The following is a 25,754-nucleotide window of genomic DNA, read 5'->3' as shown; positions in this document are numbered from 1 at the left end:
CCCTGCGAGACCAAGACATCAACCTGACGCAGCTTGGCAACAATCTCTTCAGCCGTATGCTTCTTCCGTCCCATGACAACATCCTCCACATGGCTCAAAGCCATACCTCAGGGAGGACCACTTTTCAGGGGGCAGGCCAGGCCCGCGTCGAGCAGGACCGGCACACCCACCATGCCTTCCCGTCCGACCAATCCAAGCTCGATCTGCCCGGCGTCCGCGGACGCCGCGATGATGGAGACGATACCCTGCTCGACGAACCAGACCCGGGGGATGGCGGTATCGGCCGCGATCAGGACCTCACTCACGGCAAGGGGACCGATGTCGAGGTGCTGTCTTAACAGTGCGAAATCGTCAGGGATCAGAATTGAAAGCAGATGGTTCCGGCATCGATCCTGGATGGGCCTTGGCACGGTTCCGTCCTCGTTGGGACGGGGGGGCGCGGAGCCTCGACCACTTCCGCCACCATGCGCCCTGCATCCGCCGATTGACAGGGGGACATGGGTAATTCGAGCCGGAACCCATCCTATGATTGGACGGAGGTCGTATTTCGGACCTACGATCAGCCATCCGCCTGAAAAGAAATGGCTTGATGCAGCATGCGCTGATCCGGAAGCTGGAGAGTTACGAGACGCTGTCCGACAAGGACCGGCGGGCGCTGAACGCGTTGGTGCCGAGAATCCGCCAGGTCGGTGCACACGTCGATTTGGCCCGCGAGGGTGATCCGCCCGACAACGTTCACCTCGTCCTCGACGGGTTCGCCTGTCGGTACAAGGTTCTCGCCGACGGCAAGCGCCAGATCATGGCCTACCTCGTACCAGGCGACTTCTGCGACCTCAACGTGTTCATCCTCGATCAGATGGACCACAACATCGGCACGATCTCGCAGTGTCAGGTCGCGGACATCCCGCGCGAGGCCATCGAGGAGATTACGGCGAGCTATCCGCTGATCACGCGGGCGTTCTGGTGGTGCGCCCTGGTCGACGAGGCCGTCCTGCGGGAATGGCTGGTCAACATGGGAGCTCGCGCCGCCGATGAGCGCATCGCCCACCTGCTCTGCGAGCTTCACGCGCGCCTAGAAGCCGTCGGCCACTCCAAGGACGACAGCTACGCGTTTCCCTTCACCCAGACCGATATCGCCGACACGATGGGGCTCTCCAACGTCCACGTGCACCGGACCCTTCGCGACCTCCGGGGCATGGGCCTGATTACGCTCAACAAAAGGGTGCTGACCATCCTCGACGTCGAGCGCCTGAAGGACTTCTGCAAGTTCAACGCGAACTATCTCCACCTCAAGAACGCGCGCTGGATCGAGCGGCGCAGCGTCATCTGGCCCAGCCAACAACAGCGCGGTTAGCCGTGCCCGCGCACGGCAACGTCGAGACGCTGGTCACGATGCAGCCCATCGCTGTCGACACCGGGAGCGACGACAGTGACGGGATGCTCGTCATGGCGAACGGAATGCTGGTCGCGGTCCTGGTCCGGCTCTCCACCTCTGGGCACGAGCAGGAGGGCGACTGGTTCGTGGAGGTGGCGCTGGGTCCGCTGAGGGCGCATCCCGCCCCGACGTTCGGAGATCTCGACGAAGCGACCCGCTGGATGCGCCGACACCTTCGGGCATAAGGCGCGTGCTTCGACTGAACACAGGCCCAACCACGATTACAGGCGACAAAATAAAATAACATTCGACTTCAAGCGACGGATTGAAACTACTTCGCAAACCGATCCGTACATATCATGGCACGCATCTCGGGCTCATTTCAGTTGAAATGCGATCGAGCAGTCATGACATATGCGCGCTGCACTTAGAAGGTGCATTTTCATCGGAACTATATAGGAAAACAAGACTTTCCTAGATGTCTTCACTGAAACCACCACAATTGGATCGATGCACATGAAGAAGATCACTTTTGCACTCGTCGCCGCCACCCTCCTCGGCGGCATCGCCGTCGGCGGCGCGGCCACGGCGGCTCCGATGGGACCGAACGGGTTGCAGGGCGGCACCGCCGGCATGACCCAGGTCCGGATGATGGAGAGCGACCGCATGATGATGAAGAAGCGCATGATGAGGAAGAACATGATGAAGAAGCGCATGATGAAGCGCCAGATGATGAAGAAGCGGATGATGAACCGCGGCATGTGATCCGCCTCGACCATCGAAACGGGAGGCCCCACCAGGGCCTCCCGGCACCATCGTCGGTCTCGGAGGAGGCAGCGTGCCCCGTACCTATCTCACACGCTCCGCCCCCGATGTCGGCGAGATCGAGCACCGTCGCTGGATGTTCCGGCACCCCCTCGTCATCCGGATCACGCATTGGGTGAACGCCCTCTGCCTTCTGGTCCTGCTCATGAGCGGCCTACAGATCTTCAACGCTCACCCGGCCCTATACTGGGGCAAGGTCTCGACCTTCGACACACCGCTGATGTCGATGGCGTCGAGCGAGGACGATCCACCGAAGGGCGTGACCACGATCCTGGGCCATGCCTTCGACACCACCGGCTTCCTCGGTTCATCGGCAGGAGCCGACGGCCAGCCGGCCGACCGCGGCTTCCCGTCGTGGCTGACCCTGCCGAGCGAGCAGGACCTCACCGGCGGCCGGAGCTGGCACTTCTTCTTCGCCTGGGCCTTCGTGCTCAACGGCTTCACCTACCTGCTGTACGGCCTCCTCAGTGGTCAGCTTCGGTTCCGGTTGATCCCGTCGCGGGACCAGATCCGCCACTTCGGGGCGTCGATCCAAGAGCACTTGACGCTGCGGTTCCCGCAGGGCGACGAGGCCAAGCGCTACAACGTCATCCAGAAGCTCACCTACGTCGCGGTCATCCTCGTCCTCCTGCCGGTTCAGGTCCTGGCCGGCCTCGCGATGTCGCCGGCGATGGACGCGGCCGCCCCGTTCCTGCTGACGATGTTCGGCGGCCGGCAATCGGCGCGCACGGTGCATTTCGTCGTCGCCAACCTCCTCGTCCTATTCGTAGTCGTCCACGTCGCCTTGGTCCTGCTGTCGGGCGTCTGGAACAACATACGCGGCATGGTCACCGGCTGGTTCGTGATCGAGCGCAAGGTCGAGCCGACGCCCTCTCCCGAACCGACGGGACGCTCCGCGTGATCCGCCCCCCGAACCGTCGCGCACTCCTGATGGGGGCGTCGGCCACCGCGGCGGCGGCCATGCTGGGCGGCTGCGACCGCCTTGGCGAGATGGGCTGGTTCAAGCGCACGCTGGCGACCGGCGAGGACGCGAACAAGTTTGTCCAACGCCTGCTGCTGACGGAGAGGACCCTCACGCCGGAATACGCCGAGGCCGACATCTCACCGTTCTTCAAGCCGAACGGTACCGAGGACCCGCCGGACAAGGCCTACAAGGCCATGGTGAGGCGCAAGTTCGCGGGCTTCCAGCTGGAGGTCGGCGGCCTCGTCGAGAAGCCCTTCAAGATCTCGCTGGCCGACCTTCGAAAGCTGCCGGTACGGACCCAGATCACCCGGCACGACTGCGTCGAGGGCTGGAGTTGCATCGGCAAGTGGACCGGCGTGCCGCTCTCGGAACTTCTCCAGCGCGCCGTCCTCAAGCCGTCTGCCCGCTACGTCGTGTTCCATTGCGCGGACACGATGGACCAGGGCGAGGCATCGAACATTGATGCGACCGGCGGTGCGGAGGCTCCGGTCGCCAACCCGAACCCGAACATGACGAAGAAGGTCGCCGGCAGCGAGAGCGTAAAGGGGGCGGGCGATCCACCCGACGGCGCATTGGCCGAGGATGCCGGCCCGCCCGAACCGGTGCGGTTCTACGAGAGCATCGACCTCGTCGACACCTACCATCCGCAGACAATCCTCGCCTACGAGATGAACGGCAAGACATTGCCTGTGGCCCACGGGGCACCCTTGCGCCTGCGCCTCGAACGCAACCTCGGCTACAAGCAGGCCAAGTACGTCATGCGCATCGAGGTGGTCGAGAGCTTCACCGACATCGGCGAGGGCAAGGGCGGTTACTGGGAGGACCAGGGTTACGCCTGGTACGGCGGAATCTGATTACGCTTTCGTCCGTGAATCTTCCTTGCATTCCTCGACTTCCAGGAGGCCCGCATGGCCCACATTCTCGTTATAGGAGCCAGCAACGGCATAGGCCTGGAAACGGTCAAGGCGGCCCTGGCGGCCGGGCATCGCGTGCGCGCCTTCGCCCGTTCGGCGGCCCGGATCGACCTTCCCGGGCCAGGTTTGGAGCTGTTCACCGGGAACGCGTTGAAGGATGCCGACGTCGAGGCAGCCCTCGAAGGGGTCGACGGCGTGGTCCAGGCCCTAGGCGTCCCGTTCCGCGACCTGTTTGGACCTGTTCGACTGTTCTCTGATGCGACCAACGTGCTCGTGCCCGCCATGGAGAAGGCGGGCGTCCGACGCCTCATGTCGGTCACCGGCTTCGGGACGGGCGACAGCCGGGAGGCGATCGGCCTCCTGCAGCGGGTCCCGTTCCGGCTCGTGTTCGGGCGGGCCTACGACGACAAGGATGCTCAGGAGATCCGCATCCGCAAGAGCAGCCTGGATTGGACGCTTGTGCGGCCGGGCGTCCTCACCGGTGGGGCCGCCACCGGCCGATACCAGGTCCTCGACGAGCCGTCCTCATGGCGGAACGGCCTGATCCCGCGGGCCGACGTGGCACACTTCATCGTCCAGAGCCTCCAGAGAAACTCCTACGTCAAGAAGGCAGTGGTGCTGGTCGGATAGTCCGTTTTGGGGACGGCGGTGGCGCGTCCGATTGGCCGAGGCCGCGTCACGAACGTGGGGATGGGTGCAAGTCAGCACCGAGACATGCGGTGGGGGATTCCATCATCAACGCTTTTGGCATCGACGACGCCGAAGAAGCCTGGACCGTGATCGGGATCATGTCGGACGACAAGGTCGATCACCGCGGAGACAAGTCTTGAACGCGACCGGAACGAACGGCCTGCAGGATCTTCTCCGCCAGCAGACGACGCTCGCGCGCTTCGGGGAGCTCGCCCTCCGATCCGACGATCTCGACGAGATCCTGACGGAGGCCTGCCGCCTCGCGGGCCAAGCTCTCGGGACCGACCTCGCGAAGGTCGTCGAGTTGCAGCCGGACGGCAAAACGCTTCGCGTGCGAGCGGGGGTGGGGTGGAAACCGGGTGTGATCGGAAAGGCGACCATCACCGCCGAGCACGACACCTCGGAAGGGCATGCGTTGCGAACCGGCGAGCCCATGATCTCACCCGACATCGCGAAGGAGACGCGGTTTCGATACTCGCAGTTCCTGATCGACAACGACGTCAGGGCGGTGGCCAACGTCCTTATCATCGGCGGGCACGGGAAGCCGCCGTTCGGCATCCTCCAGATCGATAGCCACGTTCCCCGCCAGTTCACGGAGAGCGATACCCTCTTCCTACGCAGCTACGCCAACCTGCTCGCGGGCGCCGTCGACCGCATTCGCGTCATCGGAGAGGTCCGGGACGGCGAGGCGCGTTTGCGGACCGCACTTGAGTAGCGCGTCGCCGAGCGCACGCGCGCGCTGACCCAAGCCAACGACAGGCTTCACGCGGAGGCCGAGGAACGCGGACGGATCGAGGAGACGCTGCGACAATCGCTCAAGATGGAGGCCGTCGGGCAGTTGACCGGAGGGCTGGCGCACGATTTTAACAACCTGCTGGCCGGCATCTCCGGCAGCCTGGAACTGATCCGGTCGCGCCTGAGGCAGGGCCGCGCCTCGGAGGTCGACCGCTACATCGACGTCGCGATGACCTCGGTCGAGCGGGCCGCCGCGCTCACCCACCGGCTCCTCGCCTTTTCGCGGCGCCAGACGCTCGATCCGAAGGCGACCGACGTCAATCGGTTGGTCGGGGGTATGGAGGACATGTTCAGCCGTACGGTCGGGCCGGGGATCGCCGTCGAGACCAGGCTGGCTGACGACCTTTGGCCGACGTTGTGTGATCCGAACCAGCTCGAAAACGCGCTGCTCAATCTCGTCATCAACGCACGGGACGCCATGCCCGATGGCGGACCGCTCATGATCGAGACCCGGAACATAAGTGTTCTGGATACGCGTCCCGGGGCGGCCGCCGTGACGTCAAAGGTGCCGGCGGGCGAGTACATGGGCCTGTTCGTTACGGACGGGGGCACCGGCATGCCCCCGGACGTAATCGCCCGTGCCTTCGATCCGTTCTTCACGACCAAGCCCACCGGTCAGGGAACGGGCCTCGGCCTGTCGATGACCTACGGCTTCGTCCAGCAATCGGGCGGCTACGTCCTGCTGGGTAGCGAGGCGGGCCAGGGTACCGTGGTGTCGATCTACCTGCCGCGACATCTCGGGCCGGCGGACGACGTGAAGCCGGCAGGCTCGGCGACCAGCCCGGCGTCTGCCGAGGCGGGCACGGTCGTGCTCGTGGTCGAGGACGAGGTCGCCGTGAGGGTGGTGATCGTCGAGGTGCTCTCCGAGCTCGGCTACGTCGTGCTGGAGGCCGAGGACGGGCAGTCCGGACTGCGGATCATCGAGTCTTGCGTCCGCATCGATCTCCTCCTCACCGACGTCGGCCTTCCCGGCGGAATGAACGGGCGTCAACTCGCCGATGCTGCGAGGGCGCACAGTCCCGAACTGAAGGTTCTCTTCCTCACGGGCTACGCCGCGAGCGCCGCCGTGAGGAACGGCCGGATGGAGGCGGGTATGGAGATCATGATCAAGCCGTTCGCATTGGACGCGCTCGCGGCCCGGATCGAGGGCATGCTCCGGATGGATCGAAGGATCGAGATCACCGGCTCCGCCGTGGGTATGCAAGCGAGCCCGGGTTGAGCATCGGGGGGACCGAACGCCTCGCTGGTAAGGGCGTGACGGTCAGCGTCGGAACGAACCCTCGTCCTTTGCGTGGGATAGGAAGAACCGCATCATCTCGCGACTGGCGTCAGGACCCTTCGGATCGGTGTAGGAACCGACCTCGCTGCCGCCTGCCCAGGCGTGGCCCGCCCCATGAAGGAGCCACTGCTCCGTTCCCTGGTTCCCGACCGGTGTGGTCAGCTCCGTCTTCGTGTAGGCCATCCCGCTCTCGGAATGGCCCGCGCTCACCGACGTCTGCAGGTCGCCGGCCGGCCTGGCCTGGGCGATGGCTTGGTCACCGTTGACGGGGGAGACGGTCCTGTCTCGGTCACCGTGGAACAGGATGGTCGGCAGGGGGCGCGTTGCCCTCATGGGACGGATCAAGGTGCCCCTTCGCATCGCTGATAGTGCGGACGAGACGCTCTTGGCCGAACCGCCGGCCAGGCCGGAATGGATGCCGACGGCGGCATAGAGATCCGGGTAGGCCAGTGCCATGATCGCTGCGGCGGCCCCGCCGAACGAGAGGCCCGAGACATAAATCCTGCCGGGATCGACGGCGAAGTCCTGCATGATCCGTCGCGTCATCCCGGCCAGGATCGACGGCTCGCCGAGGTCGCGCTGCTGGTCGCCGGGCCTGAACCAGTTCTAGCTCCTCGTGATGTTGGCCGACCTCGGCTGGTCCGGGTAGGCGACGAGAAAACCCTGTTCCTCTGCCCTCGCGTCCATCCGGGTCCCGATGGCGAAGTCGCGCGGCGTCTGGGAGCTGCCGTGCAGCATCATCACGAGGGGTACGGGCCGCCCGTCGTAACCGGATGGGACGTAGAGGCGGTAGGCCCGGCTTCCGGCGAGGTTTCCGAACCGACGCTCAAGCGAGGGTGGCGCTCTCGATGGGGCGATCCCCGCGGATACGGTCATCAGGATGCTTTCGTAAGATGAGCCGACGGCGTCGCCGAGGGACGAGGAAGCAATGAGCCGATGATCCATCGGGCTCATCGATGGCGGCCTTCTCGACCGAGCCTGATAGGTTCCCCAAGCCGCGGTCGGCCTATTGCAAAGGACCCACGCCGACGGGCATCGCATGCAGGGCGAGCATGACTTGCACCGCGCAGATCAAGCCCACGGTCCGCTCGCTCGCCCCCCCGGACGATGCCTTGTCCCGGAGGGCGATCAGGGCGAGTTCGAGTTCGGTCCGTTGCGCGCGGTGCCGTGTGTCCCGCTCCTTGTCCAGAAGCGCGATGAGGTCGTCGAGATATCGGCCGCTCACCGTCCGTTCCGCCAGCTCCATCCGCCGCTTCTCCCGGAATGCCGTGTGAAGGTCCCTTCGGACAGGGGGCGGCGTGCCGCTGTGAAGCGGCTCGCGACCTCGACGGCCGCGAGACGTCGTCCGCTGCGGGCCACATCCTCTTGACGGATCGGGCGAACCGGCATTCGAAAAGGCACCGGCCTCCAACATAGCGATGGGATGGCAATCGAATACGATCATAGGATGAGATGTTTTTATTATTCCCAATTCACGGAGTTTATTTTGCCAAAACCGAACTTGACATGGATCTGGCCATTTAAGGTCTTAAGTTGCGGGTTCGCACCAGCAACCGAAGATGGTTCGTGAAAATATGACAGACCATACGAATAGGACATCCGAGTTTTGGCAAGATATCGACCGGAGTGTCTCGACCCGCGTCGAGGATGCCTTGCTCCAACCCGGCAGCAATCGCGAGGCGTTGGTTTCTTCGTTGCGCGATCTTGAGGAGACCGCACGACGGGAATGCCGTCGGCGGGACACGATCCAGATCCTGACGAGCGGGCGTCGACTTCTCGGAGACCTGTCTCCCGTCGGGATCTCGGATGGACCGTTCTCCCACACCATGGAATAGCTGGATCGCCGATACCCCAATGGTTCGTCGATTGATGAGTTCATGTCGAAACTCACCGAGCGATGGAACCTTGCCCAAAAGCGAAGGTCAATCCGCTTCACTGGCGACCGTTCGGTAGCGAGATCGTCGTGAAGCCGATACCCGCCGATAGGTTCAGTTATCCCCGGACGGGACCGGACGCCCGGTTAAGTTATACTCCGACCCTGCGGCGATACGATTTTCTGCCGTCTTCGCACCCCTCGCGCTCGAAGTAATTAGTGGGCGTCAGGTCGATGAGACGTTTCCAGGGGCTTGCGCCATCCTCTCAACGATCTCGCTAAGCGTGACCGAACGCCAGTTCCAGCAATCGACCCCGACGTCGAGGCTTGTCCGGGTGGCCGGCAGGCTGCCGTGGGAATGTCCGTAGACATGACGGTGGCCGTGCCAGGCATTCGATCAAGTGACGTGCGCGTACTGGCTGCACCAAAGCGCCTGGGGCTTGGGCATGCCCGCGTTCTGGACGAACACGCGCTGGACGTCGACGATGGGGCTGGCCGGAGTAAATCGAACTGCGCAACAAACGTCTGCTTTCGGGCGAAGGCCAGATACCACGCTACGACGTGGTTGGGTCGAAAGCGGCCCCAGCAGCGGGGTACCTAGCGTCAGTTTTCCTCCACTAGGGGCATCTCGACGGTGATGCGCAGGCCGTCCGGATCGTAGTCAACCACCACATCGGCATGAACCTGGGTGGCGAGGACACGCTTGAGCAATCGGGATCCGAACCCCTCGCGGGTCGGCAGCGCGACGGGCGGCCCATCGTGCTCGTTCCAGACCCAGGTAAGCCGACGCCCGGCTTTTGTCCCTGACACGGTCCACGTGATCTCGACCCGCCCGCCGAACTCGGCGAGCGCGCCGTGCTTGGCGGCGTTGGTGGTGAGCTCGTGGACCGCCATGCCGACCGGCACCGCCAGTCCCGACGGGAGGACGACGTCTGGTCCCTCTAGGCGAATGCGGGTCGCGCCCCCGTCGTCGTAGGGCTCCAATTCGGCCCTGAGAAGATCCCGGAACGCAACGGACTGGAACCGGTCCTCGGTCAGGAGCGTGTGCGTCTTGGCCAAGGAGGCGATCCTTCCGCCGAACGCCTGCTGGAATTCCGGCATGGTGACGCTGCTCCGCGCGGTCGAACTCATGATGGCCTGGACGGTAGCCAGCGTGTTCTTTACCCGATGGTGAAGCTCGCGCACGAGGAACTGCTGCTGTTCGAGCGCGGCCCTGCGCTCGGTCACTTCGCGTTGGGCCGAGACCCAATGGCTGATGCTCCCGTCGCCATCGAGGACCGGCGTGATCAGCCATTCGACGGCGTAGGTCGTCCCGTCTTTGCGGTAGTTCAGGGCCTCACCCTGGTACGGCTCGCCGGCGCGTAGCGCCGTCCGCATGGCATCGAGAGCACGGCGGTCGGTGAGCGGCCCCTGCAAGAAGCGCGGGGAGCGTCCAAGCACCTCGTGGGTCGCATACCCGGTCATGCGGGTGAAGGCGGGGTTGGCGTACTCGATGAGCGGCCCCGGCTCGGTGAGGTCGACCGATGTGACGAGGATGGCCTCGCCAGTGGCTTCGACGGCAGCCCTGAGGAAGGCTGCATCGATACCCGATGTCGTAGCGACGATGGCGGGGTGTGGAGCGCCGTGCATGGCAGTCTCCGAAGGCTCGACGGTCGGATTGCAGATCAGGGATGAGGCGTGAACCCGCGGCGAGCACGCGGGACTAGGGCATGTCGGCGACGGTAAGTCCAACTGGGTGAGCCAGATGCGGGCACATCCCGAATTCGAAATACGATAAGGGGGGCGATACACCCGTCGCAGGCGTAAGGATATGCCTATTCTGAATGCAAGACCACGACCCATCCCGACAAGCGACCAGGATCAGGGCCGAACACTTGTCGACCGGGCGCCCTGTTCATCCGCATCCTGGGGCTGGAGGATCGGTGCGAACGGGTAGATGCATTCCGTGATGTGGATCAACACCACCCGTATCCGCGGGGCGTCCCGGTTGCCCTTGTGGACGAGGAGCAGAACGTCGGCGCTCGGGGGTTCGGTCGGAACCGGCAACTGGATCAAGCGCGCCTCAACGTCCGCCCAGAAACGCGCCAAGCCGCCGCCGTTGACCGCCGCGAGCACGGCAGCCTTTTGGCTGCTAGAGCGGCACCCCGTCGGCTGAGCGAGGGGCGCAGCGGGACGAGATGGCTCATTGATGGAGCCGTCGGTACATTCGAGGCATCCCTTGCCTCATGGTGCGGTGCAGGGCCAATCTGAGAATGGTCGTCCTTGCGGCATCAGCCGTGTCGGAGACGGGACGATTTTCGGCTGGCCGACCCCGGGGTTGCCCGATACCTCGCTTCCGGCGTTGGCGTATAGGCGAGGATGCGAGGCGGCCAGCGATGTCCTTCGAACGAGGCGAGCCACCATGACCCAGTTCGAGCAGCGGCAATTGGCGCAGATCGTGGCCGGGCTCGGCGAGGGCGTGATCCTGATCGAGCCGGACCATACCATCGCCTACGCCAACGACGCTGCCCTCGCGATGCATGGGGTCGCCGAGCTCGGCGACCTCGGAGCCACCGTCGCCGAGTACCGGGCCAACTTCGTCCTGCACTACCGCAACCACCGCGAGGTCGGCCCCCTGCAGCATCCGGTCGAGCGCATCCTCGCCGGCGAGGCGTTTCGCGATGCGGTGGTCGAGGTCCACCACTTCCGGGATCCGGGCAAGTCGTGGACGCACCGCATGCGCGGGATCGTGCTCTCGGACGATGGCGGTTCGCTGGCCGGCCTCGCCCTGCTGATGCAGGACGCCAGCGAGCGCTACGAGGCCGAGGAACGGTTCGAGTGCATGTTCAGGGCGAACCCGGCCCCGGCCGTGGTCTGCCGGCTGTCGGACCTGCGCTACATCAAGGTCAACCAGGGCTTCATGGATCTGACCGGATACGACCGCGACCAGGTCATCGGCCGAACCTTCACCGAGGTCGACCTTCTCGGCCAGGGCGAACACCGTGCATCGGCGGTCGATCACCTCCATGCCGGCACCACCATCCGCCAGCGTGAGGTATGCCTTTCGGTCCCGTCCGACTCTGAGAAGTACGTGATCGTCGCCGGCCATCCCATCGAGATGCCGGGTGGCGAGCGCTGCATGCTGTTCACCTTCGCCGACCTGGAGGACCGCCGAAAGGCCGAGGCCGAGCTCCGTCTCAGCGAAGAGCGCTTTGCTAAGGCGTTCGAACTCAGCCCCATCCCGACGGCCTTGCTGAGTTCGGACGCGGAGATCCCGACCAGCGTCAACGACGCCTACGTTGTAGCCTTCGGGGAGGCCGCAGACGCGTCATCAGTGCCCTGGGCGGAAGAGGCGGAGCGGTCGCGCTTCAAGCGGGAGCTCCAGCGCTACGGCCGGGTCCGCGCCTTCGAGGGGCGCCTGCGCGCGCGCGACGGCGACGTACTCGACTGCCTCGTCTCCGCCGAGAAGGTCACCGTCAACGGCGGTGAGGGACTGCTTTGCGCCGTCCAGGATATCTCATCGAGGAAACGGACCGAGACCGAACTGATCTCGGCCATCGAATCCGTGATGGCAGACGCGTCGTGGTTCAGCCACGGCGTCATCGAGAAGCTCGCCCTGCTACGCAACCCGCCCAGGCCGGGTAAGCCGCAGGCGGTGGCCGAGAAGCTCACCACCCGCGAGGGCGACATGCTGGAGGGTATCTGCCGGGGTGATACCGACGAGGAGATCTCCAAGGCGCTTGGGGTTTCGCTGAGTACGGTGCGCAACCACGTCGCGAGCCTCTACCGCAAGATCGGCGTCAACCGACGCAGCGCCGTGGTGGTCTGGGCCAGGGAGCGCGGTATTGGCGAAAAGACGTCATTTGAGCATTACGGCAAAAATACAACGCGAAAACCAGGTCAAAAACACTAGCCGGCCTAAGGTGAAATACTTTTATGTAAATCCTCGGAACATCGTTCCGAGAAAACTATTCGAAGGGTGTAGCTCTGCTCGAACCGGGCATCTCGACGACGGCCAAGCCGGATAGAGAGGTGTCGACAATGGACACGGGCCGCAAGGTTCTGTCGAGCGATCACGCCCGTGCCCTGATCAAGCAGGCCATCGGCATGATCTTCGGAGACATCAAGGTCGAGGCGGAGGCCACGACCGAGATCGCCGCGATTGAGGCGCGGTTCGCTACGACGAAGACCAAGTCAAGCCATCCGCGCCGTCCCACGAGGACGTAGCGGCCGGACCAGCACGCCATCGAGACCCATGCCCCAGCCCGTGCAGATCCTGCGGCGGGACCCTGCTGCACGCCTTGATACCGGAGCCCACCATGTCCCTCCTCGCCTGGATCGTCCTCGGCCTGATCGCCGGTTTCATCGGCAGCAAGATCGTCAACAACACCGGACAGGGCCTCGTCGTCGACATCCTGCTCGGCATTGTCGGCGCCGTCGTCGGCGGCTTCCTGTTCAACCAGTTCGGACAGCCCGGCGTCTCGGGGCTCAACCTCTACAGCATCCTCGTTGCCATCGTCGGCGCCGTGGTCGTGCTGTGGCTCTACCACACCCTCATGGGCCGCCGCCGGGTCCTCTGACCCCGCCTCGCCCTTCGAGCTTCCCCTTCCGACCCGAGCTCCAGGAGAACCAACCATGGCCACAGTCAACGAGCCCACGCCCGTATCCCCCGGTCGTCCGATTACGGACCGAACCGTCGTCGACCATGAGTTGCCGCAGACCACCATGGTCACGCCGGCCGAGGACATGCGCACGATGATGCTGCACTCCGTCTCCTGGGGCGCGGTCCTCGCCGGCGCCACGGTCGCGCTGATCTCACAGGTCATTCTGAACATGCTCGGCCTGGGCATCGGCCTCTCGACGGTCGATCCGATGGGCGACGGCACCCCGGCGGCGAGCTCGCTCGGCATCGGCGCCGGCCTGTGGTTCGTCGTCTCCGGCGTGCTGGCGGCCGTAGTCGGCGGGTACTTCGCCGGACGCCTGTCCGGCAAGCCGTCGACCTCGACGGCGGGCTATCACGGCCTACTCGCCTGGGCGGTCTCGACCCTCGTGGTGCTCTACATGCTGTCGTCGGCTGCTAGCGGCATCGTCAGTGGTGCCCTCGGCACGGCCTCCTCTGCCATCGGCGGGGTCGGCAACGCGATGGGCGGCTCCGTCTCGACCCTGGCGCAGGCCGCCGCACCGTCGCTGACCAAGGTCACCGACCCGTTCTCGAACATTGAGTCCAACCTTCGCAACGGCACCGGATCCGATCCGGCCGCGCTGAAGGACACCGCGGTGACCGCCATGCGCGCCGCCGTCTCGGGTGACGGCGCCCAGCAGGCCGCTGCCCAGGAGAAGGCCGCCGTGGCCCTTTCCAAGGCGCAGAACATCCCGGTCGAGCAGGCCCGGACCCAAGTCGCGCAGTACACACAGCAGTTCAAGGAGACCGTCGCCTCGGCCAAGGAGCAGTCGAAGCAGATCGCCGACGCCGCTGCGCGCCGCGTGTCCCAGGGCGCGCTGTTCGGGGCCCTCGCGCTGATCTTCGGTGCGCTCGCTTCCTTCTTCGCCGGCCGCGGTTCGGCCGTCGATCCGACTATCACCCGCACCGCCCCGAACACCCTGACCCCTCGTCGGGCATGAGCATCGGCGACCCCGCCGCGACCGAGCCCTACGGGCTCGGGACGCCTTTCGGCACAGCGGCGGAGGTCGCCGTCGGCGAGGAGGTGGTCCTCCCGCTGATCGAGGAGACCGCGCGCATCGAGAGGCGTGCGGTCGAGACCGGACGGGTCCGGGTCGCCACCCGGACCGAGACCATCGAACAGGTCCTGCGCGAGACCCTGCGCAGCGACATGGTCGGGGTGACCCGGGTACCGATCAACCGGACCCTCGCCGAGGGTGAGGCACCCCCGGTGGTCAGGACGGAGGCCGGGGTGACTATCATCCCGGTGCTGGAAGAGATCCTCGTCGTCGAGAAGCGCCTCGTCCTGAAGGAAGAGGTGCACATCCGCCGGACCACGGCGGGCGAGGACGTCGAGATGCCGGTGACGCTGCGCAGGCAGCACGCCGTGATCGAACGCGTGTCCCCCGAGGGGCACGTCACGGAACAGACCGCCACGCACCCGTCACAGGAGCCGACATCATGACCCAGACCATCACCGCGATGTACGACACCCACCCCGAGGCGCTTGCCGCCCAGGGCAAGCTCGTCGGCCTCGGCATTCCCGCCGGCGCGATCAAGCTCCTCTCCGGCACCCAGGCAGGCGCGACGGGAATCAGCGCCGAACACGACGACAGCATGTGGGGATCGATCAAGGGCTTCTTCATGCCGGAGGAGGACCGTCACGCCTACGGAGAGGGCCTGCACCGCGGCGGTACGATGCTGAGCGCCGACGTCGACGACGCACACGTTCATGCCGCTTCCGATATCCTGGAGGAGCATGGTTCGGTCGATCTTAACGAGCGCGAAGCCGCATGGCGCAAGGAAGGTTGGGACGGCCGAGCGACCGGTTCGACAACCGCCACGGCCCCGCTCGCAGGAGGGATGGCCCACGACACCGGCCTTCATCTCGGTGGCGCGACCGAAAGTGCGACCAGCCATGGTACGGCGGCGACCGGCACCGATTACATCCCCGTGGTTGAGGAGCGCCTCAACGTCGGCAAGCGCATGGTCGACGCTGGCCGCGTGAGGGTGCGCTCCTTTGCCGTCGAGAAGGATGTCAGCGAGAACGTCACCCTCCACGACGAGACCGTGAGCGTCGACCGTCGCGTCGTCGACCGCGCCGTCACCCCGGGCGACATGGCGCTGTTCGAGGACAAGGTCATCGAGGCGACCGAGATGCGTGAGCAGGCGGTGGTCTCGAAGGAGGCCCGCGTCGTCGGCGAGGTCGGTATCCGCAAGGACGCGTCTCAGCGTGTCGAGACCGTCACCGATAAGGTCCGTCACACCGAGGTCGAGGTTGAGGATGGCCCCGGTACGGTCAGCCGTACCGGGACGACCGGGACCACGACGGAAACCACCCCGCGCAAGCCGCTCTGAAGCGATCACGTCCGGGATCGGCTCGAGCCGGTCCCGGCTTCGTACGATTCCATGACCACCTTTCGCGAAAGCCCCGTCGCCGTGACCAAGCTCCGCCACCTCGTCGTGTTCGCGGCCTTCGCATCGTCATGCGTCCCACTCGGGGTGCAGGCACGGGAGGAGACCGGTTCCAGGGCATCGCTGAAGCCGTTCTGCTCGGCCGACTACGCCCGTCTCTGCAACGGCCTCGACCTGAACGGACCCGAGGTCGTCGCCTGCTTCCGCAAGAACGCCCGGGAGGTCTCACTCGGCTGCCGGGCGGCCATTGCCGACTACGTGGAGACAGCTTCCGATCAATCCGCCCCCTCACGGTAGTCCCCGCTCGCCCGTGCTGCCTCGCCCGATCCCATCCCGAAGGAAACCCCATGAAGATCCTCGCAACCATGACCCTCGCCGCGGCGATGTCGCTCCTCGGTGCCGGCGTCGCTTCGGCCAAGCCCTGCGCGGTCGGAACCACCATGGACAGCACCGGCAAGAAGGGCTCAGCCGACGCCTCCTCGAAGGTGGATGGCGACACGACCGCGAAGGTATCGCCCGGTGCCAAGGCAGAATCCCCCGGGACGGTCGGGGCGATGAACAATGTCGGCTCGAATGCGACGCCCTCCGCCAACGAGGCCAAGCCGCCCGAGGGCAAGGTGGTGAAGCCCGGCGACGACGATTGCTGATCGGAACGACGACTCCTCCCACCGGAACGGAGACATCCCATGAGTGACGGCTTCCCCTCGATGACGGCGCTGCTCGGCCTGTTGGCCGTGGGCGGTTTCCAGAATAGGGACAAGATCCAGGAGATGCTCAGCGGAACCGGCCACGGTGGTCCCGCAAACGCAGACGCGCCCGCCGGACAGGGCGGCATCACGGGACAGGGTGGTCTCGGCGGCCTCCTAGGCAAACTCGGAGGTGCCCTCGGGGGGGGGGCGGTGCCGGTGGCCTGCTCAGCGGTGGTCTCGGCCAGCTCGTCGACCGCTTTCGCGAGAACGGCTACGGCGAGGCCGCCGATTCCTGGGTGAACCACGGGCCGAACACCGAGATGAAGCCCGATCACCTGAGATCGGCCACCGGTCCCGAGGTCCTCGATACGCTGTCGAGGCAGACAGGGCTCTCACACGACGACCTGCTCACCCGACTCTCGCGCGAGCTGCCTTCCGCGGTGGACCGCTACACGCCTGACGGCAGGCTACCGTCCTCGGTCGCCGATTTGAGGGCCTGAGGAACCGCCTGGTCGATCTCGTCGCCGTGGAAGTCGCGAGAACCGACCCGGTCGTGCAGATGCCGCTGCGCCAGGCGGTCCAGGCTTTGCCGGCCCTGGTTGAACAGCCTCTTGAGAAGGCCGGCATCACGACGATCGAGTTCTAAGGTAGGAGAGGATACGCCATGCCTGTCACGAGGACGCTGCTACACGCGAGCTCCAACGACGACCGTAGGTTCCTTTGCAACGGCGACGATTCGGCGGACGTGTTCGTCTTCCATGATCCGAACGGGCCGTCCGGTGGAAAGCCGTCCCGTACTGAGCTGGCCCTCTTTCTCTCGACGGGAACGGGATCCCCGGAACACAGGGCGCTCCTCGGGATGATCGGCGGCTTGGTCGGGATGGCGCATACCGGATCGGGGGCGCACATTTAGGGACCGGAGCCAAGCGCGGCCGGGGCCGAGCCGACGCCGGGCGAGACCGCCACCACGATCTGACCCCTACCTCTCGAAGCTTGTGAGACTGCCATGGCCATCGACTATCGTTCGGAACTTCGTCGCCCGCTTTCGTTCAGCCTCGCCGTGTTTGCGGGGGTTCTGTTGGTCTGGCTCGTGGTTGCCTCCATCGCCGGTGCCAGGCAGAGAACCGCGCGGGATCACCGCATCCAGGACCTGGAGACTCGTCAGTCGGCGCTTCAGAACGACCTCGACCAACAGCGGGCAACCGCAGGCACGCTCGCGGCGCTCCAGACCAAGATCGCGTCGGCCCAGCAACTGGACCGGGACGCGATCCAAGCCGGCGAACAGGCCAAAGTGAAGACCGCGAGCCTTGCAGAGGAGCAGAAGGCGGCGGAGACCGAGGCCAGCGTAGCGAAATCCGCATCAGACGTGGAGACCAAGAAGCTTGCGGACCTGCAGGCTCAGGTCGGCCAAGCCGAGCAGAAACTAGCGCCGATGCGCGACGCCACCGCCGCCGCCGAGCAGGCGGCCACCGCCCGAACGAGGGAACTGGCCGACGTCGGACGGCGCCTGGAGGAGACCCGCCAGCAGGAAGCCAAGCTGCGGGCCGACATCGCCGCCATGTCGCAGGAGGCGACGAGCAAGACTTCCGACCTCGCCAAGGCGGAGGAAAGCCAGCAGAAGGCGCGCGAGGGAGCCGCCGCCGCCCTGAAGGAACTCTCGGATGCCCGGACCCAGGCTGAGCAGGTTGGCAAGCAGCGCAGCGACCTGGAGCAGTCCATTGCCGGCCTCACCGCCAACCGGGACAAGCTGATCGCCGATATCTCCAGGGTCGACGAGCGACTGCAGCAGGCCAAGAATGGCCTTGCCTCGACCTAGAAGGATCTCGCCACTGCCCAGTCCGAGCGGGACCGGGTGACGTCGGAGCGAAGCCAGGCTGAGCAGACCGTCCAGAAGCTCACCACCGACCGCGAGGGTGCAGCCGCCGCCTTGGAAGTCATTCAGAAGCGACAGGCCGAGGCCCAGGCCCAATTGGCAACACTGACCGAGACGATGGCCAACCGAAACAAGGAGATGGCGGCGCTGGAAGACCGTCTCGGGTCGACCCGCCAGGAACTCGCAGCCGCACAAGCCAAGCTCGCGGATGTCCGCCAGCAGCTTTCCGAACAGCCGACACCGGCGTTACTGGGCGTCGCGCCCAAGCCCGAGTGATGGCGAGACGGCTCCATCGCTCAGTCGGAGGGCTGCTGGTCGCGGCCGGTGGACTCCTCTGCCTTGGCATGGTCGCGCGGTTGTCGAGGACGCGGCCGGAAGCGAACGCCAAGGCGGAGGAGCCATCCGAGACCGCGTCTGATTTCGTCGCCTCCCCGGCGGACATCCCCGCCAGTGAGCCCCACACCCGACCCGAACCGAGGACATACCGGATGGACGAGGCTTCGGATGACTCACGACGGGCGTCGCGTGCACCCCGCACCATCTCGCTGGCCCTTCAGGGCGGTGGTTCGTTCGGCGCCTTCACCTGGGGGGTGCTCGACCGCCTGCTTGAGGAGGACGATCTCGTCATCGACGCGGTCAGCGGGGCGAGCGCAGGCTCGGTCAACGCTGTGGTGATGGCCGCCGGCCTGATCGCCGGTGGCAGGGCCGAGGCGCGACGGCACCTCGACCGGTTCTGGAAGCGATCCAGCGAGACCGCCCCTCCGGACTTCGGCCCGGCTGCGGCACTCCTAACCGACATCACCTCGCGGTGGATGTCGCCGTATCAACTGAATCCGTTCAACCACGACGTCCTCGACGAGCTGCTGGCCAAGGCCGTCGACTTCGGCGCGTTGCGTGCCGCTCCCCCGTTCAGGATGCTGATCGCCGCGACCTCGGTCGCGGACGGCACAACCCGCATTTTCCGTGAGACCGAACTCGACCGGGAGATGGTTCTGGCTTCGGGGTGCCTTCCCCTCAAGGCCCAAGCCGTCGAGATCGAAGGTCGGCGATACTGGGACGGAGGCTACTCGTCCAATCCGCCACTGAGCCCGCTGGTCGAGGCGTCCGACGCGTCCGAGATGCTGGTGGTGCAGATCATGCCCACCCTCGGCCAGGGTCAGCCCGGCACCGCGCCCGACATCGTCAAGCGTCTGGAACAGATCACTTTCAACGGCGTGCTCCAGCGAGAGATGAGCGCCCTGCGACTGATGATGAAACTGTCGTCGTCCAGCGCGGACCGTCATGGCTTGCCGGCCAAACTCCGCGACTTGACGCTGCATCATCTCTCGGCCGAGGATCATCAGCCGAACTTGATGGACCGGAGTGGCACCGACCTCGGGTGGAGCTTCCTTCTGCGACTGCGCGAGGCGGGGCGTAGGGCGGCGAATGGCTGGCTTGTGGCAGGCGGCCAAGGCTCCACGCCTCAGCCAAGACTTCTGCGCTCGGTCGGATGACCCCGACATCCGTCACTGCTGAGCAGGAACAAGACCACCACCGAGGTGGCGATGGTGCGACAACACCGGACCTTTGCAATTTTGGCCGACAACAACAACGAACCTGATGGCGCGCGCGGACAAACGATGGCAGCGGTCCTCGGATTATCGATGATCTCCACGGCGGCGATTGCGGCCTGCCACCGATTCTGACTGTAGGCGCCACGCGGAGGGCCCCTGGCCGGAACGTCGCCGCCATTCAAGGGGGGCTCAGGTCGCCGCTGCCAGCGTCTGTCGATGATCCCGGCGCTGCATCCGCCGATACCCCCGGCCGATATCAGGGTCCGTGGCGCAACGCAGCGCACGGCTTCGTGAACGACCTTGGCGCCGTCGACCGGTTAGCCGTGTCGAACGTTGTCCCGGATTTGCCCGCCGTATCCAGTCCGCCCGGACGGGACGGGCGTAAACGCTCTATCTCCCTCACGGAATTTTTATGGTTGCCACCGGGTACGATCCCGCCCTCGTCGCGCTCTCCATCGCAATCGCGGTGTTCGCGTCCTATACGGCCCTCGACCTCGGCGGTCGCGTCCGCGGGGCCACCTCCGGCATGCGCTGGGCTTGGGTCGCCATCGCCTCGTTCGCCATGGGTGGCGGCATCTGGTCGATGCACTTCGTCGGGATGCTCGCCTTCGAGATGGGCATGCCCGCCGTCTACGACCTCGGCATCACCGTCCTGTCCCTGCTCATCGCCATCGGGGCCACGGGTGCCGCCTTCGCCTGGGTGAGCCGCAACAATGCCAAGCCGCGCGACATCGCGATCAGCGGCCCTCTGATGGGTATTGGCGTCGCCGGTATGCACTACACCGGCATGGCCGCGATGCACGTCCCGGGCAACCTGGCCTACAGCCTTCCCGTCGTCGCCGTGTCCGTCGCCATCGCCGTCGTCGCGGCGACCGCCGCGCTGTGGCTGACCTTCCGTCGGAACAGCGTCTGGCAGAAACTCGCTGCCGCCGCGATCATGGGATTGGCGGTTGCGGGCATGCACTACACCGGTATGGCCGCGGCGACCTTCACGGCCGAGGAGGCGGGAGCGCACGCCGCCCATGCCACGGGCGTCGGCCTGAGCCAGCAATACCTCGCCCTATGCGTCGCCGGAGCGACCTTCACGATCTTGTTCATGGGAATGCTCGCCGCCTCGTTCGACCAGCAGCGAGTCCAGAGGCACCTGTATGCCAGCGAGGGGCGGTTCCGGGCCGCCGCGGAAGCGGTCGGAGACATCATCTGGACCGCCGATCCACGCGGCGCGATGGTCGGCCCCCAGATGGACTGGCAAGCCTTCACCGGCCAGACCGAGGTCGAATGCCAAGGCACCGGGTGGGCAGGCGCCGTACATCCCGACGACGTCGAGGCGACGAAGCTAGCGTGGCGCGACGCCGTCGCCGCGGACCGTGGGTACGAGGTCCGGCATCGCGTCAGGAACCGGGCTGGCGAGTATCGCTTGTTCGCGGTCAAGGGCCGCCCGGTCCGCAATCCCGACGGGACGATCCGCGAGTGGGTGGGCGTGCACGAGGACATCACGGAACGGCACGATTACGAGGTGGCGCTCAAGGAAGCTCGGGACGCCGCCGAGGAGCATAGCCGGGCCAAGAGCCGCTTCCTCGCGAACATGAGTCACGAACTCCGGACGCCGCTTTCCGCGGTCATCGGCTATTCCGAGATGCTGGAGGAGGAGGCCGAGGAACTCGGCCAGGAAAGCCTGCTCAGCGATCTCGGCAAGATCAAGTCGAACGCCCAGCACCTGCTCGGGCTGATCAACGACGTGCTCGACCTCTCCAAGGTCGAAGCCGAGAAGATGGACCTCTACCCCGAGGACATCGACGTTGCGGCCTTCGTCACCGACGCCGCCGGCACCGTGGAGGCCCTGGTCGGGAAGAAGGGCAACGTCCTCGTGGTCGATGTCGCCGAGGACATCGGCAAGGCGCGTACGGATGCGGTCAAGCTGCGCCAGTGCCTGTTCAACCTGCTCTCGAACGCGGCGAAGTTCACCGAAGCGGGCACCATCACCTTGCGGGCCGGTCGCGAGACGGACTTCGGTGTCGAGTGGCTTCGGTTGACGGTCGAGGATACCGGCATCGGCATGAGCCCGGAGCAGGTCGGGCGCCTGTTCGAGCGCTTCTCTCAGGCCGACGAGACCACCACGCGCAAGTTCGGCGGGACCGGCCTCGGGCTTGCGCTGAGCCGTGCCTTCGCCAACCTCCTCGGCGGCGACATAACGGTCGCGAGCGTCGAGGGTCAGGGAACGAGCTTCACCCTTCGCGTTCCGGCGATTGTCACTGAAGAATCCATCGAAGAGGCACCGGTGGCGATGCCTGTCACGGACGAGGTTTCGGGGGACCTCGTACTCGTCATCGACGACGAGGCCTCCCAGCGGGAGTTGATGACCCGCTTCCTCGAACGCCAGCGCTTCGCCGTGCGAACGGCCGGTGACGGGCGAGCTGGTCTCGATCTCGCGCGATCATTGAAGCCCCGGGCCATCTTGCTGGACGTGATGATGCCGGAGATGGACGGGTGGTCCGTGCTCGCCGCCCTCAAGGCCGATCCGGACCTCGCCGGCATCCCCGTGGTCATGGTGAGCTTCGTCGCCGATGCAGCCCTGAGCGCCTCGCTCGGCGCGGTCGAGGCTGTGCCGAAGCCGGTCGATTGGACGAGGCTGAAGACGATCCTGGACCAGTTCCGGGCGGCCGACGGCGACGTCCTCGTCGTCGACGATGACCCCGACATGCGGCATCGCCTCCGGAGCACATTGGAGCGGAACGGCTGGACCGTCCGCGAGGCCGGCGACGGCTGCGAGGCCCTCGACCAGGTCCGCCACAGCCTGCCCCGCCTCATCCTGCTCGACCTGACGATGCCGGTGATGGACGGGTTCTCCTTCCTCGACCGGCTTCGGACATTGCCGGGTTGCGCCGATATCCCGGTGGTCGTGCTCAGCGCCAGGGACATCACGGCCGAGGAGCGCGGAAGGCTGTCCGAGGCCGACGGCGTATTCCGGAAGGGCGATGCGAGCCTGCAGGACATCGCCACCGAGCTGCGCAAGCTCGACAACCTCCAGGCTGATGCGGAGGGAACAGTGGCCACTCGCGAGCCCCAGGAAGTGTAAGGGTCATCGGCTCGCGCCGGTGACCGCACGCACCGGTGCGCCGGCCAGGTCGAAGCTCGACCCGACGGTATACCTGAAGCCGCTGCGGACGTCGGCGAAATGCTCACCGTAGGTCTCGCGGGTCTGCGGATGGACGATAGCCACCCTTGCTGCCACCGCGCAGGCCGCGCAGGCCGCGCAGGTGGCCACGGTGGATGCTGCGCCCACGGCGGTTTGGACGAGCCTGTCGCCGATGCCGAACGGCGGGATGTCAGTTCGAGAACGCCGCGCGTAGTGCGTCGACGTCGTAGGGCGTCTTCACGATGGGAACGACGCCTAGAGCCAGCAGGGTGACGAAGCCCTCGCCCTAGCCGGTGGCGAAGAAAATCAGTCGGTCAGGCAGTGATTGGGCGACGTCAGGCGACGGCTTTTATCGACGCACCCATGCGATCCTGATGGCTTACCTCAGAAGTCTCGTGTCCTCCACCGGAGGTATATGCTGGGACAGCGCTCGCTTCCTGGGTCATGGCTGACGCCAGGAGCTGAGCACGCTTCGCCCAGAGATCGCGCTCGCGGTGGATCTTTTCCGACTGCTCCCGCTGGAGGGCGAGCGCGATCCGTAGATGATCCAGCTCGTTACGCAGATCTGTTGTCAGTTGGCGCTCCTGCGCAAGAGCTTTTCGCAGAACGGTAAGCACGGCGTCGGATTCGGCTGGGAGACTGGCGTTGTCCCCTCCTGACACCCGGGGCGTGGTCGAATCGGCGGCGCGAAACGTCTGCTCGTTGTGCTTGGCCTGCAGGGCCTGGCCTGGTTGAGGCAGCTCGGCGCGGACCCGTTCCACATCCAAGGGGGCGCCGAGCCTGTCTGTCTTCTCGGGCGACTCGGGAGCACCATGACCCGCGGAAGATACGCCTTCCTCGTCCAGCACGAGCTCGTGCAGCATTGTGAACACGGCGTCGCCGTCGAGACGCGTCAGATCGAACCCGCTTACAGATGCAATTCCTTCCCAGCGGGCTCGTCCAGTTGCGGACTGCCCGACGAAGGCCATCGACCAGTTCGTGAAGCTGCGGCTCACGGCCGGGCCACATTGCAGAACAGTCACGTCGCCATGGCGCAGGTCGCACTGAATGCGCTCGAAGGTACTCTCGACCCCCTGCCGGGGGCCTTCCAGCACCTGCGCGAAGGCGCCGGCGTTGAACATCAGGGCACCGGTGACGTCGACCCTGGCGTTGTTGCGTTGGGACGCGGCCAGGATCTGGGCCACCGAGTGAGCGATCTCGGCGTCCGATCCCTGGAGGACGTTCTTGCTCGCGTAGACGAGGCGGTACAGGTCACTCATCACAAGGGGCTCCGGGGAAGTGAGGCTCGCTGCTGTCAGGTCGCCGATCAGCGGTCAGGAATGTCAGGACTTCGGAGGCCGAGATGGGTTTGCTGATGAGATAGCCCTGCACGTCCGTGCAGCCCTCCGCCCGGATACGGGCCATCTGGTCGGCCGTCTCCACGCCCTCCGCCACCGTGGTCATGCCGAGGCTCTTACCGAGGCCGGCGATGGCCCTGATGATCGCTTCGCCATCACGCTTGCCCGAGAGGTCGTTCACGAAGGACCGGTCGATCTTGATTTTGTCGAACGGGAACGAGCGCAGGTAGCTCAGGGACGAATAACCGGTTCCGAAATCGTCCATCGACACCCGCACGCCGAGTTCGCGCAGACGATGCAGGGTCTGCAGGGTCTTCGCATTCTCGTTCAGCAGGACGCCTTCGGTGATCTCCACTTCGAGGCGTGTGGCGGGCAGACCCGAAGCCGCGAGGGCCGACATGACCATCTCGACGAGGCGCTCGCTCTTGAACTGCGCGGGCGACACGTTCACCGCAACGGAAAGCGGAGCGGGCCAAGTCGCCGCGTCCCGGCAGGCCTGACGCATCACCCATTCACCGATGGGCACGATGAGACCGATCTCCTCGGCCAGAGGGATAAAGTCCAAGGGCGAGACCATGCCTCGCGCGGGATGCTGCCAGCGGATCAGCGCCTCGCATCCTACGAGACGGTTGCCCTCCAACTGCATCTGCGGCTGGTAATGTAGGTAGAACTCACGTCGGGCGAGGGCTTGGCGCATGTCAAGTTCGAGCTGGCGACGCGCCTGCATTCGCGCGTCCATCTCCGGCTCGAAGAAACGATAGGTGCCGCGCCCGTCGAGCTTGGACCGGTAGAGCGCAAGATCGGCGTTCTTCAGGAGGCGGTCGGCGTCGTCGCCGTCGTTCGGAGCGAGCGCGACCCCGACGCTGGCGCCGATGGTGAGGAGCTGTCCCTCGACCATGTAGGTTCTGCCGACGAGATCGACGATGCGGCGGGCCAGGGCTTGGGTATCGGACGCCCCGCGGATACCAGTCTGCAGAATGACGAACTCGTCGCCACCGATCCGCGCCACGGTATCCGTGGGCCGCACGGTCGAGCGAAGACGATCGGCGACCTTCTTCAGCAAGGCGTCACCCATAGGGTGGCCCAAGGTATCGTTGATGGGCTTGAAGCGGTCGAGATCGATGAGCAGGATCGCGCACGCCTCCCCCGTCCGATGCAGGCGACCCAGCGCTTCTTTGAGCCGCTCCCTCAGGAGAAGACGGTTGTGCAAGCCCGTCAGCGAATCATGACGGGCCATCTCCTCGGCCTGTGCCTCGGCTGCGCGGCGCGCCGTGACGTCTTCGAACGCGACGGCCCATCGGCCGCCCGTGACAGGTTGCAGATGCACTTCCAACAGGTGCCCCTGGAGCGTCACCTCGAAAGTGTGGGTTGCGGGCTGGGCCAAGGAGCGCGGCAGC

General features: G+C 65.7%; 26 protein-coding genes and 3 pseudogenes. 22 read left to right on the top strand and 7 right to left on the bottom strand.

What is annotated here, in order from left to right; genetic code table 11:
* From MKK49_RS00330 to MKK49_RS00290, 9 genes and pseudogenes are all read left to right on the top strand, one after another.
* A partial coding sequence (locus tag MKK49_RS00330) for a hypothetical protein (protein WP_244026009.1) occupies positions 1 to 338 on the top strand: 338 nt, incomplete at its 5' end.
* 251 nt (positions 339 to 589) lie between these two features.
* On the top strand, positions 590 to 1,354 hold the full coding sequence (locus MKK49_RS00325) for a Crp/Fnr family transcriptional regulator (protein WP_244026005.1): 765 nt from the start codon (positions 590 to 592) through the stop codon (positions 1,352 to 1,354).
* A gap of 2 nt (positions 1,355 to 1,356) precedes the next feature.
* Positions 1,357 to 1,620 carry a hypothetical protein gene (locus MKK49_RS00320; RefSeq protein ID WP_244026004.1) on the top strand — a complete coding sequence of 88 codons (264 nt, stop codon included), beginning with the start codon at positions 1,357 to 1,359 and terminating at the stop codon, positions 1,618 to 1,620.
* A gap of 271 nt (positions 1,621 to 1,891) precedes the next feature.
* A complete protein-coding gene (locus MKK49_RS00315) occupies positions 1,892 to 2,140 on the top strand; it encodes a hypothetical protein (protein WP_244026003.1) in 249 nt (82 codons plus the stop codon).
* A 136-nt stretch (positions 2,141 to 2,276) separates the two neighbouring features.
* Complete coding sequence (locus MKK49_RS00310; protein WP_244026007.1) at positions 2,277 to 3,101, top strand: cytochrome b/b6 domain-containing protein; 825 nt, start codon at positions 2,277 to 2,279, stop codon at positions 3,099 to 3,101.
* Positions 3,098 to 4,018, top strand: coding sequence for a molybdopterin-dependent oxidoreductase (locus MKK49_RS00305; RefSeq protein ID WP_244026002.1), 921 nt, complete (start codon positions 3,098 to 3,100; stop codon positions 4,016 to 4,018). Before MKK49_RS00310 ends, MKK49_RS00305 begins: the two co-directional genes overlap by 4 nt.
* A 54-nt stretch (positions 4,019 to 4,072) precedes the next feature.
* Complete coding sequence (locus MKK49_RS00300) at positions 4,073 to 4,708, top strand: NAD(P)-dependent oxidoreductase (protein WP_244026001.1); 636 nt, start codon at positions 4,073 to 4,075, stop codon at positions 4,706 to 4,708.
* 196 nt (positions 4,709 to 4,904) lie between these two features.
* Positions 4,905 to 5,483, top strand: a complete 579-nt coding sequence (locus tag MKK49_RS00295; RefSeq protein ID WP_244026000.1) for a GAF domain-containing protein — start codon at positions 4,905 to 4,907, stop codon at positions 5,481 to 5,483.
* A gap of 51 nt (positions 5,484 to 5,534) precedes the next feature.
* Positions 5,535 to 6,782 (top strand): annotated as a pseudogene (locus MKK49_RS00290) (ATP-binding protein); the annotation flags it as partial.
* A 42-nt stretch (positions 6,783 to 6,824) separates the two neighbouring features.
* Here MKK49_RS00290 and MKK49_RS00285 read toward each other — a convergent pair.
* The 4 genes and pseudogenes from MKK49_RS00285 to MKK49_RS00270 all read right to left on the bottom strand — a co-directional run bounded on the left by MKK49_RS00285 (position 6,825) and on the right by MKK49_RS00270 (position 10,830).
* Positions 6,825 to 7,718, bottom strand: a pseudogene (locus MKK49_RS00285) (alpha/beta hydrolase family esterase).
* Positions 7,719 to 7,848: 130 nt separating this feature from the next.
* Positions 7,849 to 8,088, bottom strand: a complete 240-nt coding sequence (locus MKK49_RS00280; protein ID WP_244025999.1) for a hypothetical protein — start codon at positions 8,086 to 8,088, stop codon at positions 7,849 to 7,851.
* A 1,230-nt stretch (positions 8,089 to 9,318) separates the two neighbouring features.
* Complete coding sequence (locus MKK49_RS00275; protein ID WP_244025998.1) at positions 9,319 to 10,344, bottom strand: HWE histidine kinase domain-containing protein; 1,026 nt, start codon at positions 10,342 to 10,344, stop codon at positions 9,319 to 9,321.
* 231 nt (positions 10,345 to 10,575) lie between these two features.
* A complete protein-coding gene (locus tag MKK49_RS00270) occupies positions 10,576 to 10,830 on the bottom strand; it encodes a hypothetical protein (RefSeq protein ID WP_244025997.1) in 255 nt (84 codons plus the stop codon).
* A 286-nt stretch (positions 10,831 to 11,116) separates the two neighbouring features.
* Between MKK49_RS00270 and MKK49_RS00265 the strand changes: the two genes are divergently transcribed.
* The 13 genes and pseudogenes from MKK49_RS00265 (at position 11,117) to MKK49_RS00205 (ending at position 22,960) form a co-directional block, all read left to right on the top strand.
* Positions 11,117 to 12,607: a PAS domain S-box protein gene (locus MKK49_RS00265; RefSeq protein WP_244025996.1), complete on the top strand. Its 1,491-nt coding sequence runs from the start codon at positions 11,117 to 11,119 to the stop codon at positions 12,605 to 12,607.
* A 119-nt stretch (positions 12,608 to 12,726) separates the two neighbouring features.
* On the top strand, positions 12,727 to 12,921 hold the full coding sequence (locus MKK49_RS00260) for a hypothetical protein (protein WP_409564994.1): 195 nt from the start codon (positions 12,727 to 12,729) through the stop codon (positions 12,919 to 12,921).
* A 92-nt stretch (positions 12,922 to 13,013) separates the two neighbouring features.
* Positions 13,014 to 13,274 carry a GlsB/YeaQ/YmgE family stress response membrane protein gene (locus MKK49_RS00255; protein WP_244025995.1) on the top strand — a complete coding sequence of 87 codons (261 nt, stop codon included), beginning with the start codon at positions 13,014 to 13,016 and terminating at the stop codon, positions 13,272 to 13,274.
* 55 nt (positions 13,275 to 13,329) lie between these two features.
* Positions 13,330 to 14,316 carry a PhnA-like protein gene (locus tag MKK49_RS00250; RefSeq protein ID WP_244025994.1) on the top strand — a complete coding sequence of 329 codons (987 nt, stop codon included), beginning with the start codon at positions 13,330 to 13,332 and terminating at the stop codon, positions 14,314 to 14,316.
* Positions 14,313 to 14,819 carry a YsnF/AvaK domain-containing protein gene (locus MKK49_RS00245; RefSeq protein ID WP_244025993.1) on the top strand — a complete coding sequence of 169 codons (507 nt, stop codon included), beginning with the start codon at positions 14,313 to 14,315 and terminating at the stop codon, positions 14,817 to 14,819. Before MKK49_RS00250 ends, MKK49_RS00245 begins: the two co-directional genes overlap by 4 nt.
* Entirely contained in the window at positions 14,816 to 15,712 is an 897-nt protein-coding gene (locus tag MKK49_RS00240; RefSeq protein ID WP_244025992.1) for a YsnF/AvaK domain-containing protein, read from the top strand. Before MKK49_RS00245 ends, MKK49_RS00240 begins: the two co-directional genes overlap by 4 nt.
* Positions 15,713 to 15,763: 51 nt before the next feature.
* Entirely contained in the window at positions 15,764 to 16,066 is a 303-nt protein-coding gene (locus MKK49_RS00235; protein WP_244025991.1) for a hypothetical protein, read from the top strand.
* A 50-nt stretch (positions 16,067 to 16,116) separates the two neighbouring features.
* Positions 16,117 to 16,416 carry a hypothetical protein gene (locus MKK49_RS00230; RefSeq protein ID WP_244025990.1) on the top strand — a complete coding sequence of 100 codons (300 nt, stop codon included), beginning with the start codon at positions 16,117 to 16,119 and terminating at the stop codon, positions 16,414 to 16,416.
* A gap of 39 nt (positions 16,417 to 16,455) precedes the next feature.
* Positions 16,456 to 16,958 (top strand): annotated as a pseudogene (locus MKK49_RS00225) (YidB family protein).
* Positions 16,959 to 17,464: 506 nt separating this feature from the next.
* Complete coding sequence (locus MKK49_RS00220; RefSeq protein ID WP_244025989.1) at positions 17,465 to 18,274, top strand: chromosome partitioning protein ParA; 810 nt, start codon at positions 17,465 to 17,467, stop codon at positions 18,272 to 18,274.
* Positions 18,275 to 18,310: 36 nt separating this feature from the next.
* The gene (locus tag MKK49_RS00215) at positions 18,311 to 18,607 is read left to right on the top strand and encodes a hypothetical protein (protein ID WP_244025988.1); all 297 of its coding nucleotides are present in this window, start codon (positions 18,311 to 18,313) and stop codon (positions 18,605 to 18,607) included.
* Between the two features lie 212 nt (positions 18,608 to 18,819).
* Positions 18,820 to 19,824: a patatin-like phospholipase family protein gene (locus tag MKK49_RS00210; protein WP_244025987.1), complete on the top strand. Its 1,005-nt coding sequence runs from the start codon at positions 18,820 to 18,822 to the stop codon at positions 19,822 to 19,824.
* A gap of 472 nt (positions 19,825 to 20,296) precedes the next feature.
* Positions 20,297 to 22,960: an MHYT domain-containing protein gene (locus MKK49_RS00205; RefSeq protein WP_244025986.1), complete on the top strand. Its 2,664-nt coding sequence runs from the start codon at positions 20,297 to 20,299 to the stop codon at positions 22,958 to 22,960.
* Positions 22,961 to 22,963: 3 nt separating this feature from the next.
* Here MKK49_RS00205 and MKK49_RS00200 read toward each other — a convergent pair whose 3' ends face one another.
* The 3 genes from MKK49_RS00200 to MKK49_RS00190 all read right to left on the bottom strand — a co-directional run.
* Positions 22,964 to 23,167, bottom strand: a complete 204-nt coding sequence (locus MKK49_RS00200; RefSeq protein ID WP_244025985.1) for a hypothetical protein — start codon at positions 23,165 to 23,167, stop codon at positions 22,964 to 22,966.
* A 188-nt stretch (positions 23,168 to 23,355) separates the two neighbouring features.
* Positions 23,356 to 24,279 carry a BLUF domain-containing protein gene (locus MKK49_RS00195; RefSeq protein ID WP_244025984.1) on the bottom strand — a complete coding sequence of 308 codons (924 nt, stop codon included), beginning with the start codon at positions 24,277 to 24,279 and terminating at the stop codon, positions 23,356 to 23,358.
* A partial coding sequence (locus tag MKK49_RS00190; RefSeq protein ID WP_244025983.1) for a putative bifunctional diguanylate cyclase/phosphodiesterase occupies positions 24,272 to 25,754 on the bottom strand: 1,483 nt, incomplete at its 5' end. The genes MKK49_RS00190 and MKK49_RS00195, both read right to left, overlap by 8 nt.

Origin of the sequence: Methylobacterium sp. J-090, from assembly GCF_022829345.1 — a bacterium.
Lineage (GTDB): Bacteria > Pseudomonadota > Alphaproteobacteria > Rhizobiales > Beijerinckiaceae > Methylobacterium.
The sequence above is the reverse complement of the archived record's forward strand: the minus strand, read 5'-3'. Positions and strand labels throughout refer to the sequence as shown.